We start from the raw sequence: 16,461 nt of genomic DNA on the forward strand, positions 1-16,461 counted from the left end.
CCATCCGCATCGACCGTACCATCTTCCCCGGCTATCGCGGCTGCTCCAGTCGTTCCATCCGCTCCGGCATCAAAAGCAATGGCGCCGCCGGAGGAAGAACAATGAAGCAGATTGTTCAGCGCGTCGTCCAGGCAATCGATGCGAAAAGCCTGCGTGAACGCATCGCGATCTTCGCTGGGATCGTATCGATATTGATATTAGTGATTAATGCATTCGTCTTTGATGCGCAATTTGACGAGCAGAAGGAGTTAACCGAAAAGACGCAAATGCGTCAAACCAAGATTGCGCAGATGCAAACCGAGATTCAAACGATCGTCGGCGCGCAAGCCTTTAATCCCGATGCTGCCAATACACTACGTCTGCAAAATCTGCAGACCAAGTCGCAAGAGTTGCGCGCCGATTTGCAGGGCTTGAGTAGCGTCTTGGTCAAGCCAGAAAATATGGCGGCGTTGCTCGAGCAAATTTTGATACGTAATAATGGATTGCATCTGGTGTCACTCAAGACGCTACCAGTCAGTAGTTTGGGCCAGTCGACCGATATCGCTCCTAAAGTGTCGCCGCAACAGATCATGAAATCGGCTTCCGTACCATCGGCCCCGACGCCGGATATGAGTCATTCCGCGATTTACAAGCACGGCGTCGAAATGGTCATTCGCGGAAAATATCCCGACATGCTCGCTTACATGACAGCACTGGAGGCGATGCCGTCGCACTTGTATTGGGGCAGGGTAACGATGCAGGTGGATACCTACCCAGAGACGACCTGGACGCTCTCCGTGTTTACGCTGAGTCTGGATCAGAAATGGCTCAATCTATGAAGCTGTTCGGGCGAGTGCGCACAGTCATTGTGGTTTCCACGTATGTATTGCTATGGATGCAGGCCCCACTCACGTGTGCACAAACAATGTTGGACCCGACACAACCACCGGATGCGATTCGTATGCAGCAAGGGGATCTGAGCTTTGCCGACGCCGGTCCGGTGCTGCAATCGATACTGAATTCACCAGGAAGAAAAGTCGCCATTATCAGTGGTCAGACAGTGGAGTTGCATCAGAAATTCGGTGACTTCCGGCTGATCCATATTGGTGAAACAGACGTTGTTTTGCAAAATGGAAAATCCACGCAAACCATAAAACTATATCCCGCGATACAAAAAAAATCCGGTTCATTGATACGCTAAACACTAGCAGGCTTTAGACAATGCAAAAGATACTTCTTACCATCATGATTGTTGCCCTCGCGGGATGTGCCGCGCCCGGCTCCAAGCGTGGAACGTATGACCTGATCAATAATGAAATGACCAGTGCTGTCGAAAACAGCGCAAAACGCACCCAACAGGATGCGGTGTTTGCCGCGTTGTTGCCGCCGCTTAAAATCGACATGCCGCAGATCAGGCAGCCATTGGAAGAACGCTTCAATTTGTCGTTCAATAATGTCCCGGCCAGTCAATTTTTTATGGGGCTGGTCGTCGGTACGCGTTACAACATGCTGGTACATCCTGACGTGACCGGTACCATTTCGGCCAATCTTAAAAACGTGACCTTGTTTGAAGCCTTGGATGCCGTGCGCGATCTGTATGGCTATGAATACAAAGTCGATGGGACGCGTATTTATGTCAAACCGATCAGCATGCAAACCAGTATTTTCCAGATTAACTACCTCAGTAGTCAGCGCAAAGGAACCTCCAGTATTCGCGTCATTTCTGGCGCTGTCAGTGACGTGGTGCCAAGTGGCGGATCGAGCTCGCACGCGGTGGACAGCAGCAAGATCAGCACTACCTCCAACAGCGATTTCTGGGGCGAACTCAAGGCCTCGCTCGACGCCATCGTCGGCAATAAGGATGGGCGTAGTGTCGTGATCAGTCCGCAATCGGGCGTCGTGGTGATTCGCGCGATGTCGGACGAATTACGCAATGTTTCGGCCTTTTTAAAGGCGACCCAATTGTCGGTAGATCGCCAGGTGATTCTGGAAGCCAAAATCATGGAAGTGCAGTTAAATCAAAACTTTCAATCCGGGGTTAACTGGGCCGCTGGTTCAGCGGGCACCAATTCGCTCAATGCGCTTATCCCTGTAGGGGGGGCGAGTGCGGCAGCGGGGACCTTATTCGGTCTGGCTTTCCATAACTCGACTTTTTCAAGCTTGATTTCATTCCTGCAAACGCAGGGGACGGTCCATGTTTTATCCAGCCCGCGCATTGCGACACTGAACAATCAAAAAGCGGTATTGAAAGTTGGCACGGACGAATTTTTTGTCACCAAAGTCACCACAGGGCAGGGCGTCAGTACCGGCAATACCACGACGTTGCCAGCGACCACGGTCGATGTACAGCCGTTCTTTTCAGGCGTGTCGCTAGACGTCACACCGCAAATCGACGCGCAAGGATTTATCACCTTGCATATTCATCCCTCGGTGAGCAAAGTCACGACGGTTGAGAAAGTCATTAATCTCGGTACCGGTAATGGCACCCTGACCTTGCCGCTGGCATCGAGCGATATTTCTGAAACCGACAGCATAGTGCGCGGTCAGGATGGCGGCATTATTGCCATCGGCGGTCTGATGCGGGAATCGACAACCACGGATGGCGCGCAAGTGCCGGGGGCGGGCGATGTGCCGCTGCTGGGCAATCTGTTTCGCAACAATGGCCGGGCTTCGCAAAAACGTGAGCTGGTGATTTTGCTCAGACCAACTGTGATTCAGGGCGAAGATAGCTGGGAGCAAGACATGCTCGATAGTCAGCGCCGTTTGAAAAGTTTGGTGCCGGGTATTGCCGCCACTGTTGAGCCGAGTATTACGCCGAACTTCATGCCCTCCGATGAAAAGCGCTAACAATGTATAAAAACCATTTTTCTTTGCGCGAATCGCCTTTCGGGATCACGCCCGATACCGGGTTTTTTTACCCGTGCTCGAGCTATCAAATCGCCTTAAACACGCTGCTCATTGCGACCAATAGCGGTGAAGGTTTCATCAAAATTACCGGTGAGGTAGGCACCGGTAAGACCATGTTGTGTCGCAAATTCATGGCCACGCTGGATGATAGTTTTGTGACCGCCTATATTCCTAATCCTTCGCATGAACCGCGCACCTTGATGCTGGCATTGGCCGAAGAGCTGAAAATTACGCTCATCAAAGATGTTGATCAGCATGCCTTGATGAGTGCGATTAATCGTCGCCTGATCGTCCTGGCCGACTGCGGTAAAAAAGTCGTGCTGTGCTTAGACGAAGCGCAGGCGTTGCCGCTGGAAAGTCTGGAGGCGCTGCGTTTGCTGACGAATCTGGAAACCGAGAAAAGAAAGTTATTGCAAATTGTGCTGTTCGGTCAGCCGGAGTTGAATCTGAAATTGCAAAAAAATGCCATTCGGCAATTAGCTCAACGCATCACGTTTCAATATGCGATTGCGCCACTCACCCGTGCCGATATGACGCTCTATATTTACCATCGCCTGCATATTGCCGGTTTTACCGGAGGCGCTTTGTTCACCAGTTTTGCGCTGCGTCGCTTGTATAAAGCCAGCGGCGGCATTCCGCGTCTGGTGAATATTCTGGCGCATAAATCCTTGATGGTGGCGTATGGCGAAGGTGTGCAGCAAGTGCGCTGGTCGCATGTCAGGGTGGCGGCCAAAGATACCTTGCCCCATAAAAACTCGGCCCTGCTCTGGATGCTAGGCGCGGGTGCGGCATGCGTGGTTGCCGTGCTCGGGATGGCGTGGGGTTATTTCAAATGAGCTTGATTAATCGCATGTTGCAAGATCTCGATAAGCGCGGGTCCGGCGCTGTCAGTGACACGATGTTGTATGCCAATACTCGGGCGGTGCAGGATCAGACCCAGGCGAATAAATCGCGTAAGGTCTGGTGGGTGTCGTTGCTGGCGGTGACGCTGGTGATGGCGAGCGCCTGTGCGGCAACGGTGTGGGTCATGTTGCGTCCGAGCACGCCGGTGGTCCCTGTTATTGCCATTGCTAAGCCTGTGGTGGTGACGCCGCCTGCGCCGTTGGCACCGTTAATTCCGTTGGTCAAAGCGCCAACGCTGTCTGACGCCAGCCTTGACCCTGATCCGTTAGCGCTGTTTACAAAGGATCCCGTTGTGGTCTTTGTCGGCCCGCCGCCAGTGGAAGCGCCGATCGAACCGGTAGCAACGGTAGTAACCAAAGCACCCGAACTCAAATCTGCTCCCCTGCGTGCGTCGCAAACCAAGACTGGCAGCCCGGTTGCGGCGGCAAAAATAGCAACGCCGCCGTTAGCGGTAAGCACTAGTCGTGAAGTCAGAGAGCCTAAGGATTCCAAAGACAGCAGCGCCGACTATGACAGCAAAGTTCTCAGGCAGGCTAAAGAAGTCACTCCTGATCAATCGGTCGATAATGCCTACCGCAAAGCGCTATCGCTGATCTATGCCAAACAGTTGCCGCAAGCGTTTGAGGTGTTGACGCAAGTTTTGCAGAGCAATCCGAAACAGCGCCGCACGGCAGGCGCTAGTCGGTTTGCTGTTGGAAAATAAGCGTGAGGATGATGCCATCACGACCTTGAAAGAGGGCTTGTCCATCGATCTGGCGCAACCCGATATGGCGATGATATTAGCGCGTCTGCAAGCCGGGCGGGGCAGTGTGCCCACAGCGCTCATCACGCTCGAGCGCACGCTGCCGTATGCGCAGGAGAAGGCCGATTACCACGCTTTTCTGGCGGTACTGCTGCAACATGAAAAACGTCATAAAGAGGCCGCCGAGCAATATGCTTTTGCCTTAAACAAAGTCCCCGACAATGGTCTCTGGTGGATGGGGTACGGCATTTCTTTACAAGCCGATCAACGCCCGAGTGAAGCCATCGCAGCCTACACCCGCGCCAACGCATCGACATCCTTGACTGCTGAACTGCGGGTATTTGTGAATCAAAAATTAAGCCAGTTGCAGCACTAAAAACAGGCGCGCGACTATGCCATCGACAATGACATTCATCTGCGCCCGGTTGCAGTCGTTGCTGCTGCGGCGATGGTTGTTTTTCTTGATTGTGTTGCCCGCAATCTTGCTCACAGCTCTCCCGGCACAGGCGATCGTTTATACCTTTCCCGGGACCTTGCCAAGCGGTTGCAGCGGAGGCAGTGGCAGCTATACTTGCACCGCCCTGACACTCGCAGCCGGTGACTCCCTCGTCATCTCGGTGCCGACCACCATTACGGTCGCTGGTGGATTTGCCACGGGTGCAAATTGTCAAATCAATAGTGGCGGCAATGCGGCCGACCTCATCATCAACACCGGCGGTGCCATTAGCATAGGCGCCTCCACCACATCAAACGCGACCCTGACCGCAGCGGGGGCGATTGATTTCGGCCAATACAGCACCATCAATGGCGACATGACAACGACCGGTATTGGCGCGGTCACCATTGGCGCAAATTCCATTGCCAACAGCAACATCACTACCGTCACAGGCGCGATCACCCTCGGCGCCAGCAGCACGGTCACCGGCTCATTTACGGTCAGTCAGGTTGGTGCCATCACACTGGGGGCGTCCACCAATGTGACCGGCAATCTGAGCGCGGCGACCGGTGCTATCACCGTTGGTGCCAGCAGCAATATCACCGGCTCACTCTATGTCAGCGGGGTGGGCGCGGTGACGGTCGGCGCATCGACCAGAATCATCGGTAGCATCACGACCAGTTCAGGTGCCATCACCATTGGTGCTAGCTCCCGGGTCGATTCGCTGACCTCGACCAAGGGAGACGGCATCATCACTTTGGGAGCTGGTGACATTATTTTTAGCGTTTGCTGTCTCTCGCCCACGGATTCCGGTTGCGTACTCAATAACACCGGTACGGTGATGCCGACCGTGTGCCCGATGCCAGCCAGACCAGTTCTCGGTGCGGCCCCTGGCCCCCACACTGACGACCTTCGCCAGCGCAATGGGGCCTTCGGCCACGGCCAGGCCGACGATAGGCGCAGGGGATAATTTTTCGTTGGGTGCCAGCGCCAGTGCGGCCAGCGCTTACGCCGGTATCCTGAGCCTCGATATCAGTAAACTGACAGCGCAAACGCCGACGCAGGCCGCGACCCTGCAAAGTGGCGGCCACGTCGGCACGATCAGCCCCGCTGTGTTGACCGCCAATGCAACGGCGATTAACGCCAGCTATAACGAAGCCGGTTATCTGTACCTCGCCCCCGGCGCGTATCGCGACGACACTTTTACCGCCGTCGATAGCGCAACCGGCGACTGCATCCCCAGCAGCGCAGGCGACACCAGCTTGTCGGATACCCTGATCGGCGGCAAATACGGTTGCAGTATCGGCACCAAAGCCGTCGTTTCTTTGGGGCGCTTTATTCCCGATCATTTCGCCATTACCCCGACCTCTGTGGCCGCGGCGTGCATGGCGACGCTCAACCCTTTCAGTTATTTCGGGCAGGATGGCTTTGTGACGACGTTCAATCTCACCGCCCAAAATGCCGCCAACGGCACCACCACCAATTATGCGGGGGCGTTTGCCAAACTTGATCTGACCAACTACGCGACCTATGGATTTAGTGCCGCAGTGTTACCAGCCGGGGCCGTACTGACTATCAGCGCGACTGCACCCGTTGGCGTCTGGGTCAGCGGCGTCGCTGGCGTGTCGGCAAAGCATCAAATCAGCCGCCCGACAACGGCCACCGCAGAAACCGCCATCACCATTCTTGCGGCCCCAAACGACGGTGAGATCGTCGTCGGCATAGCTACCGCCGTTGATGCCGCCACCAAACTGCGTTACGGACGGCTCAAGATGCAAAACGCTTACGGCTCTGAGCTGCTAGCCTTGCCGGTCCCGCTGGAGGCGCAATACTGGAGCGGCAAGTACTACCTCACCAACACCGCCGATAGTTGTACCGTGATCCCGATCTCTGGCGTGGTCATGGGCAATTACCAAAAACAGCTTTTGGCCTGCACCACGCAGCTCTCTCCCAGTGGCAATCCAACCTTGCTCGCCGGCAAGTTGTCGGGCGCGGGTCTGATCCTGTCTAAGCCGGGCCTGGGTAACGGTGGCAGCGTTGATCTGGCCCTCAATCTGAGTGCCACAGCGGCAGGCAATACTTGCGTGAGCGCAACGCAGTCAGCGGCCACCGGAGCCAATCTCGGTTGGTTTGGCTTCAATCCGGTAGCGCGCGCAACGTTCGGATTGTATCGGTCATCGATTATTTACCAGCGAGAAGGATATTGAGTGTATGTTGACTGTCGGTACTGATTCAGTGTGAGCCGGTGCAACGAAATACTCAATAGTTAAGCGTAATTACTCTGCAGTAGAGTAATCGCGCGCGACGCCAACAGACGATTAAGTAACTGAACACGAACAAACCGAACATGACTTTTAAAAAAGTAGTACGCCAGCGCATTTCAGATGAAGGTATTTCCGTTGTCGGCATCCGATTGCGGCGCTGGTTATTTTTGTTGCTCATGCTTCCCGCAATGTTATTGATCGCGCTGCCAGCGCAGGCGATTGACTATTCTTTTCCCGGTAACTTGCCAGCCGGTTGCAGCGGAAAAAATGGAAGCTATTCTTGCACTGCGCTATCGCTCGCAGCCGGTGATACGCTCAGCGTCAATGTGCCGACGACTATTTCGGTCAATGGCGCACTTGCCATTGGCGCTAACTGCATCATCAATGACGGGGGCGCAGCGTCCGACCTGAATTTTGTGACGGTCGGGGCGATTACCTTGGGCGCTAGTGTCGTGTCGAACGCGATACTGAACTCTGGCGCTGCCATTGATATCGGTGCAGGCAGCTCGCTCACCGGCAACCTTGTCACGAACGTCGGGGCCATCACAGCTGGTGCGAATACGAGTATTACCGGCAATATCAGCACCGTCCAGGGTGCAATCACTGTCGGTGCCAGCAGCACGGTCAACGGTTCACTGAGCAGCAGTGAGACCGGTGCTATTACGGTAGGGGCGAACAGCATCATGACCGGCGATGAGAGTACTGTCACTGGCGACATCAATGTCGGTGCGGGCACCAATATCACCGGATCGATCTCTAGCAAGAACAGTTCAGTGACGCTGGGTGCATCCATCACCGTCACCGGTACTGTTTCCGCCCCGAACGGGACAGTCACTTCCGGTTCTGGAACGACGGTAACGGGCACGGTCAAGGCCAGCGCATTCGACTGCCTGGAAACCGGTAGTAACCCGGTATGGGACACGACCGCAAGAAATCCGCTCTACACCAAACTGGTAGGCACTAATTTTTCGTTCGACATCGCCGCGCTCAAGGCAGATGGCACTCTGGAGAGCCACTACGCCGGTACTGTCAGCAATCCTAAATACCTTCTGGTGCAGTTATTTAGTGACACGACGCCGGCAACTAATTGTGCAGATTTCTCAAATCAGACGCCGTTGCAGTCAAAAACAATCAGCTTTACCGAAGGCGTGTATTCCGGCGCGGCGGGACGCACAGTGACCAGCAATTTCAGAGTGACTAACGTCGCCCCGATTCTGCGTTGCCGGGTGAGCGAATGCATCGATAACAGTTGCAGCAGTTTTACCAGCATGCCGCCGACTTGCTCGACCGACCAGTTTTCGGTACGGCCCCACGCGCCTACATTGACGACGACGGCCACCGCCGTCTCGCCATCAGTGACCGGAACGCCTGCCATCGCCGCTGGCGCAAGCTTCAGTCTAAGCGCCGTCACCAGCCCGGTCAGCGCCTACGCCGGTACGCTAAAGCTCGACACCACTAAGCTCAGCGCGCAAATCACCACGCAAGTCGCGTCTCAACAAAGTGGCGGTCAGGTCGGCCTGCTGAGTGCCACAGTCTTAACCGCCAATGCCAGTGCGATTAGCGCCACCTATGGCGAAGCCGGTTATCTCTACCTGGCCCCCGGCGCGTATCGCGATGACGCATTGACGGCGGTCGATAGCCTAACCGGCGACTGCATCCTCAGCAGCGCAGGCGACACCAGCTTGTCGGACACCTTAATCAACGGTAAATACGGTTGCAGCATCGGCAACCAGACAGCAGTATCGTTGGGGCGTTTTATTCCCGACCATTTTTCCATCGCCCCGACCACTGTTGCCGCTGCTTGCATGGCCACGGCCAATCCTTTTAGTTATTTCGGCCAAGATGGCTTTGTCACGACCTTCAAGATCGTCGCCCAAAATGCTGGCAACGGCACAACCATGAATTACGACGGCGCGTTTGCCAAGCTCGATCTGACTAACTATGCGAGCTACGGTTTTAGTGCTGCGGTGTTGCCACGCGGGTCCAGTCTGGCAAGCAGTGCCACCGCACCTGGTGGCACCTGGGTTGGAGGGATTGCCGAGGTATCGGCAAAACACCAGATCAGCCGCCCGACAGACACCACTGCGCCAACATCCATCCTCATCAGTGCTGCGCCCGACGACAAGGAAGTCGCCGTCAGCCCGGCAACTGCCGTTGATGTCGCGACCCAACTGCGCTACGGGCGACTCAAGATGCAAAACGCTTACGGCTCCGAATTACTATCCTTGCCCGTGCCGCTGGAGGCGCAATACTGGAACGGTAAATATTACGTCACCAACACTGACGATAGTTGTACCGCGATCCCGATTCCCGCCATCGTGATGGGCAATTACCAAAAGCAGCTGCAGGCCTGCCAGACCCAACTTTCTCCGACTGGCAATCCAACCTTGGTCGCAGGCAAATTGTCCGGGGCAGGGCTGGTTTTGTCCAAGCCGGGTGCGGGTAACGGCGGCAGTGTTGACCTTGTTCTCAATCTCAGCGCTACAGCGACTGGCAACACCTGTGTTAGCGCAACCCAGTCGGCTGCCATCGGGGCTAATCTCGGCTGGTTTGGCCTCAACCCGACAGCGCGCGCGACCTTCGGACTGTACCGGTCATCGATTATTTATATGCGGGAAATGTATTGAAAAAAGGGCGCAATGTCCCTTGCCTGTCAGCGCTATCAAAGACAGATATCTAAACTACAATATTGCTACAGAAGCTGAAATTTAGTCTAATTTAAACCACACTAAATTATTTAATCAGCAACTTTAGTGGTGTAAAATACAATTTTTACCGATCATTTAAAAAAACTACTTTTTTCCATGTAGTATCGGAATTGTTAAAGATGATAGCCAAATAGATGTTGCTTATTGGGAACGTAAGCAGATTTGGAAATAAATATCATCAAACATTATGCAAGATGTTATTTTGATAAAATTGATCCTTGATCAAACTTGACATGATGTGTTCACAACTAGACGGTATTTATATAGATGTATTAGTTTCAAATGATGTTGTTGGTGAAAAAAATTGATTCACAGCATATAAGCCGCAGGATTTTTTAGTAAACCGATGCTGGTCCAGTATTGGTATTCGTATGATAAAGAATTGGAATTGATAATGAATAAGTTAACTTCGAAACAGCAGTCTGGTTTCACCATGATTGAATTGGTGATGGTGATTGTGATCATGGGTATTTTGGCCGCTGTTGCCTTGCCTAAGTTTGTGGATTTAAAAGGTAGTGGTCAGACGGCTGCGCTGGCTGGTGTGCAAGGGTCGATTAATTCGGCTAGTACTATTAATTATGGTGAGTACTATGCAGGTAACGGCAAAGGAACTAATTTAATCGGCATGACTTGCTCAGCAGCTGCATCTGCTCTCCTTCAGGATGGCGTATTGCCAACAGGTTATACCGTCTCTAGTGTTGGTCCTGCTGCTGCTACTGCTGCTGCTGCTGCCGCCGCTACCGCTAATGCCAACGCTGGTACCACCGGCGCTGCCGCCACCGCTGCCACTAACGCTGCTACCGCTGCTACCGCCGCTCTTGGTGCCGCCGGCACTACTACCACAGCCTCTGGCGTTGCCACCACCACCGCAGGCACAGGTACAGCTGGTGCCCTCGCCGTTGCCAATACCGCTGTTACCAACGCTATCAACAATACCACTGGCGTCACTGCCGCCACTATGTCTGTTCTTAGAGCAACTGCTGCTGCTGCTCTTACTGCTAACAACGCCGCGGTTGCCGCTGCAGCTCTTTCCGCCAGCGATTCTATGGGCTCTGGTGACAATATCTGCACTTTAACTGGGCCGTCAGGTGCCACTTTGCCAGTTCATATTTCTGCTTAATATCGTTCAGTAAAACAGATGCCAGCGAGTGGGTGATAACACTTCAACCAGACGCAATGGCTTCACTCTGATCGAACTTGTGATGGTGCTGGTCATCACTGGTGTGCTTGCCGTGGTCGCCATCCCGCGTATGATCGACCGCAAGGTCTTTGATATGCGGGGGTTTTATGATCAAACCATGGCGATGCTGCACTATGCGCAAAAAACTGCCATCGCACAGCGTACCCATGTGTTTGTAAATATCGTTGGCAATACCTTATGTCTGACCTATGTTGCAGACATCACTTGCAGCGACGCCAATCCGCTCGACATCGTGCTTAATCCTGGCGACGGGCAAAAATTCAGCAGAACCGCAGCTACTGGCATTACGCTCAGTACTACTGCTTCCTCATTTTACTTCTCCGCATTAGGCAAGCCTTCTCCCGACGCACAGGTGCAATTGACCATCAGCGGCGATGGCATCACACGCATCATTACTGTTGAGCGAGAGACCGGCTATGTCCATTGACGATATGCGGTCCGCTCCCGAGATCCATCCCGGCTGGAGACAAACCGGCATCTCCCTGATCGAACTGCTGATGTTCATCGTCATCGTCAGTATCGGCATCGTCGGTATTTTGTCGGTGATGAATATCACGACTAAAAACAGTGCCGATCCGTTGATCCGCAAGCAGGCGCTGGCGATTGCCGAGTCGCTGCTCGACGAAATCAGTTTGCAGCCGTTTACCTATTGCGCCTCCACCGACGTCAATGCCTTGACCGCCACCAAACCTGCCGATTGTGCCGGTGTAACGGGCATCGCCAACGAAGACACCTTGCCATCAGCTTCAAGAGTGAGCAATACCGGTCAGCGCGTGGCCGATAACGTGGCTGATTACAATAATTTTTCGATGTCGCCGATACGCGATATTCTGGGTGTTCCGATCGCTGGGCTTGCCAGTTATAAGGCCACGGTGACGATGCAACAGGTAGGAAATACGTTTACGCCAGCATTGGCCACCAATGACGTATTGAAAATCACCGTCAACGTGACCGGAACAAATACAGCGATTTCGGTCACCGGCTATCGTTTTCGTTATGCCCCGAACGCTATCCCTTGATGCACAGCCCCATGCACAATCCAACACACCAACATCAGCGCGGGTTTACCCTCATCGAGATCATCATGGTCATCGCCATCACTGCGATTTTGTCGGTCATGGTGACGGGCTTTATTCGCACGCCGGTGCAGGGCTATTTCGATTTGTCGCGGCGCGTACAAATGACCGATGCGGCTGATACTGCGCTACGCCGGATCGGGCGCGACCTGCGGCTGGCCTTGCCCAATAGCATACGCAGCGTTGGTGCCACGCCGCAATGCCTGGAGTTTTTGCCGACCACCAGCGGTGGCCGTTATCGCGCAGATGTCGATGTCAATGGTGCCGGCGCGGTGCTCGATTTTACGAACCCGACGACAACCTTTGACGTGCTTACCACCCTCAACCCGATACCGGCTGCCGGGGATCAGTTGGTGGTCTATAACCTTGGGATTCCGGGTGCGGATGCGTATTCGGGCGTCAATCGGGCGACGATTGCCAGCGCTAGCGCCAACAGCATCACGCTGGCCTCACCGATGTTGTTTCCGCTGGCCTCGCCCGGTGCGCGTTTTCAGACCATCCCGGCGGGGGCGCAAGCGGTGTTTTATGTCTGCACCAATAGCGGCAGCGGGATTGATTCGGCGGGCAACGGCAACGGTAGTTTGTACCGCGTCGCGCACTACGGCTATAACGCCGATGCACCGACGTCTTGCCCGGCCATTCCCGCCAACACGCCGGTACTGGCGCAAAATGTCAGTGGCTGCAATTTCACCTATACCGTGGGTGTGACCCAACGCGACAGCTTAGTTTCCATGCAGATTGCGATTACCAATAGCAACGAGACGGCCAGCCTTTATCAGGAAGCCCATGTCAGCAATGTTCCCTAAGCGTAGCCAAATCCAGTTTGCCGAAACTACCGTGCAGGGGCAGGGCGGCTTTGCGTTGATCACGGCAATTTTTTTATTGGTGGTGTTGTCTGCTTTGGGTGTATTTATGGTTACCCTGTCCACCGTGCAACACGCCACCTCAACCCAGGATGTGCAAGGCACGCGGGCCTTGCAGGCGGCACGCTCGGGCATCGACTGGGGTCTGTATCAAATCATGTTGCCCGAACACACCAATTTGCCAGCCGGGCAAACGCCCTATATTTGTCCGACTGGCCCGACTCCGATCATGACGCTGACTGGCGCGTTGACCGGTTTTAGCCTGCAGGTGCAGTGCACGTTGACCAGTTATTCAGAAGCCGCAGCGCAGATCGGTGTCTATCAACTTACCGCCACGTCCAGCTTTGGCGTCGCTGGCAGTTCTGAATACGTTGAGCGCCAGATATCGGCATCGATTAGCACTTGCCGGATGAACGGTATACCCTGCTGAATAAGTAACTAAGCAACCCAACTAAGCAACTCAAGTAAGCAAACCAAGGAATCGTGATGGCCCGCCCAGGAAAAATTCGCTTAGGTGAAATCCTAGTAGAAAGAAGACTCCTTTCCGACGAACAGTTGCAAGCAGCGCTGATCGAACAAAAGCGCACCGGCCGCAAACTAGGTCGGATTTTTGTCGATAACGGTTTTGTGACCGAAGACATTATTTCCGACGCGCTGGCCCGCCAACTCGATATTCCCTACATCAGCCTCAAGCAATACAACATCAAACCGCAAACAGTGCGCCTGCTGCCTGAAACGCAGGCCCGGCGATTTCGCGCCCTTGCCATGGAAGAGCGTCCCAACGGGATACTCATCGGCATGGCAGACCCGACCGATATGTTTGCCTACGATGAAATCACGCGCCTGCTCAAGCGCGATATCACGCTGGCCGTGATCAATGAAACCGAACTACTGCAAACCATCGATCGCCTGTATCGCCGCACCGAAGAGATCACCGGTTTGGCGCGTGAACTGGAGCAAGAATTAGGCGAGAGCCATATCGATTTTGGCATGCTGGGCGGCACGGGTCTGGAGGACGCCCCGGTGGTCAAACTGTTGCAATCGGTGTTTGACGATGCGACGCAAGTAGGGGCTTCGGACATCCATATCGAACCGCAGGAAAAACGCCTGCACATTCGGTTCCGCATCGACGGCGTGCTGCATCTGCAAACCGAAACCGATATCAAGATTGCCGCCTCGCTGGCCTTGCGCCTCAAGCTGATGTCCAACCTCGATATTTCAGAAAAACGCCTGCCGCAGGATGGCCGTTTTGCGATCGTGGTCAAGCGCCAGCAGATTGATGTGCGGATTTCGACCATGCCAACCCAATACGGCGAGTCGGTGGTGATGCGGCTGCTCAATCAAAGCGGCGACACCCTCAATCTGGACGCCATCGGCATGCCCAAAGACATGCTCAAACGCTTTCGCGCCATCATGCAGCGGCCCAACGGCTTGATATTGGTTACCGGCCCCACCGGTAGCGGCAAGACCACGACCTTGTACGGCGCACTGTCAGAGCTCAACACGCACGAAAGAAAACTGATCACGGTCGAAGATCCGGTCGAATACCGGCTGCCCGGCATCAATCAGGTGCAGGTCAACGACAAGATTGAACTGAGTTTTTCTCGCGTGCTGCGCTCGGCCTTGCGCCAGGATCCCGACGTCGTATTGGTCGGTGAAATGCGCGATCAGGAAACCGCCCAGATCGGCATGCGCGCGGCCATGACCGGCCATCTGGTGCTCTCCACACTCCACACCAACGATGCCATTAGCACCCCGGTGCGCTTGCTCGATATGGGCGTGCCCGGTTACATGGTCGCCAGCTCACTGCAAGCGGTGGTCGCGCAACGTCTGGTGCGCAAGGTGTGCGAAAGTTGCGCCACCGATTACACCTTGCAAGTGAGCGAATACGAATGGTTATCGGCCGAACTCGACGACCCCAATGGTGACCATCACTATCAGCACGGCCCCGGTTGCTCGCATTGCAACGGCACCGGTTTTCGCGGACGTATCGGGGTCTACGAAATGCTGGAAATGACCCGCACCGTGGCCGACGCCGCCAACAGTGGCGATCACGCCCATTTCATGACCGTCGCGCAAGCGCAATTGGCCGGAGAAACCCTGCGTCGGCATGCCATAGCGCTGGTGCTGGCAGGCAAAACCACGGTTAGCGAAGCGATGCGCATCAGCTACCAACTGGCGGACTAAGATGCCTTTTTTTCAATATAAAGCGCGCAATTTTCGCGGAGAATTAGTCAGCGGCGTCTTAGAAGGCAGCGACAGCAATGCCGTTGCCAGCCAGCTATTTAATACCGGCATCACGCCCATCGATATCAGCCCCACGCGCACGCCGAAGAACGGCTCTGAATCCGGATGGTGGGCGCGTCTGACCGAAGAAAAAATAAGCTCGCTCGACGTCCAGCTATTTAGCCGACAGTTGCATACCCTCCTCAAGGCGGGCGTGCCGATCATGCGCAGTCTGGCAGGCTTGCAAGAGTCGGCTACCAATAAAGCCTTCGGCGCAGTCCTCAAAGACATCCGCGAGGCGCTTGATGGCGGGCGCGAATTGTCTGTTGCGATGCGTCGTCACCCGCGCGTGTTTTCCAACTTTTATCTGAGCATGGTGCGCGTGGGTGAAATGACCGGCAGCATGGAGTCAGTTTTTCTGCGCCTGTTCGAACATCTGGAGTTTGAGCGCGAGATGGGCGCACGCATCCGTACCGCGCTGCGCTATCCCTCCTTTGTGATCATCGCCATGCTGCTCGCCATTGTCGTCATCAATATCTTCGTGATTCCGGCTTTTGCCAATGTGTATGCCGGATTCCACGCAGAGTTGCCGCTGATGACGCGCATTTTGATCACCAGCTCGAATATCACGGTGAAGTATTGGCCCCTGATGGCCGCCGTAGTCGTCGCCGTAGTGGTGTGTTTCAACGCCTGGTTGGCGACAACTGCCGGTTTATATACATGGGACAAGCGCAAGCTGGGCTTTCCGATTGTCGGCAAAATCATCCTCAAAGGCACGCTCTCACGCTTCGCCCGCAGCTTCGCCTTATCCAGCAAGAGCGGCGTGCCGATCATGCAAGGACTCAACGTGGTGGCGCAAACGGTAGACAACACCTTCATCGCCAGCCGCGTCGAACAAATGCGCGACGGCGTCGAGCGCGGAGAAACCATCTTACGTACCGCCACTGCTACCGCCGTCTTCACCCCGGTCGTCTTGCAAATGATTGCGGTTGGCGAAGAAACCGGTGAACTCGATGATTTGATGGATGAAGTCGCCAAAATGTACGAGCAAGAAGTGGACTATGAACTCAAGAACTTGTCGTCCCAGATCGAGCCGATTCTGATTTTCGGGTTAGGGATATTGGTGTTGATTCTGGCGTTGGGGATTTTCTTGCCG

At 54.6% G+C, this 16,461-nt stretch carries 16 protein-coding genes; all 16 read left to right on the top strand.

What is annotated here, in order from left to right:
• Positions 1 to 818: hypothetical protein (locus ACVBEF_RS16465; protein WP_447125013.1), on the top strand; the 818-nt coding region annotated here is incomplete at its 5' end.
• Positions 803 to 1,180, top strand: coding sequence for an MSHA biogenesis protein MshK (locus ACVBEF_RS16470; RefSeq protein ID WP_447125014.1), 378 nt, complete (start codon positions 803 to 805; stop codon positions 1,178 to 1,180). The genes ACVBEF_RS16465 and ACVBEF_RS16470, both read left to right, overlap by 16 nt.
• Positions 1,181 to 1,200: 20 nt before the next feature.
• Entirely contained in the window at positions 1,201 to 2,826 is a 1,626-nt protein-coding gene (locus tag ACVBEF_RS16475) for a secretin N-terminal domain-containing protein (protein WP_447125015.1), read from the top strand.
• A gap of 2 nt (positions 2,827 to 2,828) precedes the next feature.
• The gene (locus ACVBEF_RS16480; RefSeq protein WP_447125016.1) at positions 2,829 to 3,722 is read left to right on the top strand and encodes an ExeA family protein; all 894 of its coding nucleotides are present in this window, start codon (positions 2,829 to 2,831) and stop codon (positions 3,720 to 3,722) included.
• Positions 3,719 to 4,492 (top strand): hypothetical protein, encoded by a 774-nt coding sequence (locus ACVBEF_RS16485; protein ID WP_447125017.1) that lies wholly within the window; start codon positions 3,719 to 3,721, stop codon positions 4,490 to 4,492. Before ACVBEF_RS16480 ends, ACVBEF_RS16485 begins: the two co-directional genes overlap by 4 nt.
• The gene (locus tag ACVBEF_RS16490; protein ID WP_447125018.1) at positions 4,476 to 4,907 is read left to right on the top strand and encodes a hypothetical protein; all 432 of its coding nucleotides are present in this window, start codon (positions 4,476 to 4,478) and stop codon (positions 4,905 to 4,907) included. Before ACVBEF_RS16485 ends, ACVBEF_RS16490 begins: the two co-directional genes overlap by 17 nt.
• 16 nt (positions 4,908 to 4,923) lie before the next feature.
• Positions 4,924 to 5,937, top strand: coding sequence for a hypothetical protein (locus ACVBEF_RS16495; protein ID WP_447125019.1), 1,014 nt, complete (start codon positions 4,924 to 4,926; stop codon positions 5,935 to 5,937).
• Entirely contained in the window at positions 5,849 to 7,174 is a 1,326-nt protein-coding gene (locus ACVBEF_RS16500) for a DUF6701 domain-containing protein (protein ID WP_447125020.1), read from the top strand. The genes ACVBEF_RS16495 and ACVBEF_RS16500 overlap by 89 nt, the downstream gene beginning before the upstream one ends.
• 140 nt (positions 7,175 to 7,314) lie before the next feature.
• Positions 7,315 to 9,858: a DUF6701 domain-containing protein gene (locus ACVBEF_RS16505; RefSeq protein ID WP_447125021.1), complete on the top strand. Its 2,544-nt coding sequence runs from the start codon at positions 7,315 to 7,317 to the stop codon at positions 9,856 to 9,858.
• A gap of 475 nt (positions 9,859 to 10,333) precedes the next feature.
• Positions 10,334 to 11,059, top strand: coding sequence for a type IV pilin protein (locus tag ACVBEF_RS16510; RefSeq protein ID WP_447125022.1), 726 nt, complete (start codon positions 10,334 to 10,336; stop codon positions 11,057 to 11,059).
• Between the two features lie 28 nt (positions 11,060 to 11,087).
• The gene (locus ACVBEF_RS16515; RefSeq protein ID WP_447125023.1) at positions 11,088 to 11,567 is read left to right on the top strand and encodes a pilus assembly FimT family protein; all 480 of its coding nucleotides are present in this window, start codon (positions 11,088 to 11,090) and stop codon (positions 11,565 to 11,567) included.
• Positions 11,557 to 12,159, top strand: coding sequence for a type IV pilus modification PilV family protein (locus ACVBEF_RS16520; protein WP_447125024.1), 603 nt, complete (start codon positions 11,557 to 11,559; stop codon positions 12,157 to 12,159). Before ACVBEF_RS16515 ends, ACVBEF_RS16520 begins: the two co-directional genes overlap by 11 nt.
• Before the next feature lie 11 nt (positions 12,160 to 12,170).
• On the top strand, positions 12,171 to 13,022 hold the full coding sequence (locus ACVBEF_RS16525) for a PulJ/GspJ family protein (protein ID WP_447125025.1): 852 nt from the start codon (positions 12,171 to 12,173) through the stop codon (positions 13,020 to 13,022).
• Entirely contained in the window at positions 13,003 to 13,509 is a 507-nt protein-coding gene (locus ACVBEF_RS16530; protein ID WP_447125026.1) for a hypothetical protein, read from the top strand. Before ACVBEF_RS16525 ends, ACVBEF_RS16530 begins: the two co-directional genes overlap by 20 nt.
• Before the next feature lie 56 nt (positions 13,510 to 13,565).
• Positions 13,566 to 15,266: a GspE/PulE family protein gene (locus ACVBEF_RS16535; protein ID WP_447125027.1), complete on the top strand. Its 1,701-nt coding sequence runs from the start codon at positions 13,566 to 13,568 to the stop codon at positions 15,264 to 15,266.
• Between the two features lies 1 nt (position 15,267).
• Positions 15,268 to 16,461: type II secretion system F family protein (locus ACVBEF_RS16540; RefSeq protein WP_447125028.1), on the top strand; the 1,194-nt coding region annotated here is incomplete at its 3' end.

The sequence above is a fragment of the Glaciimonas sp. GG7 genome, assembly GCF_052976905.1.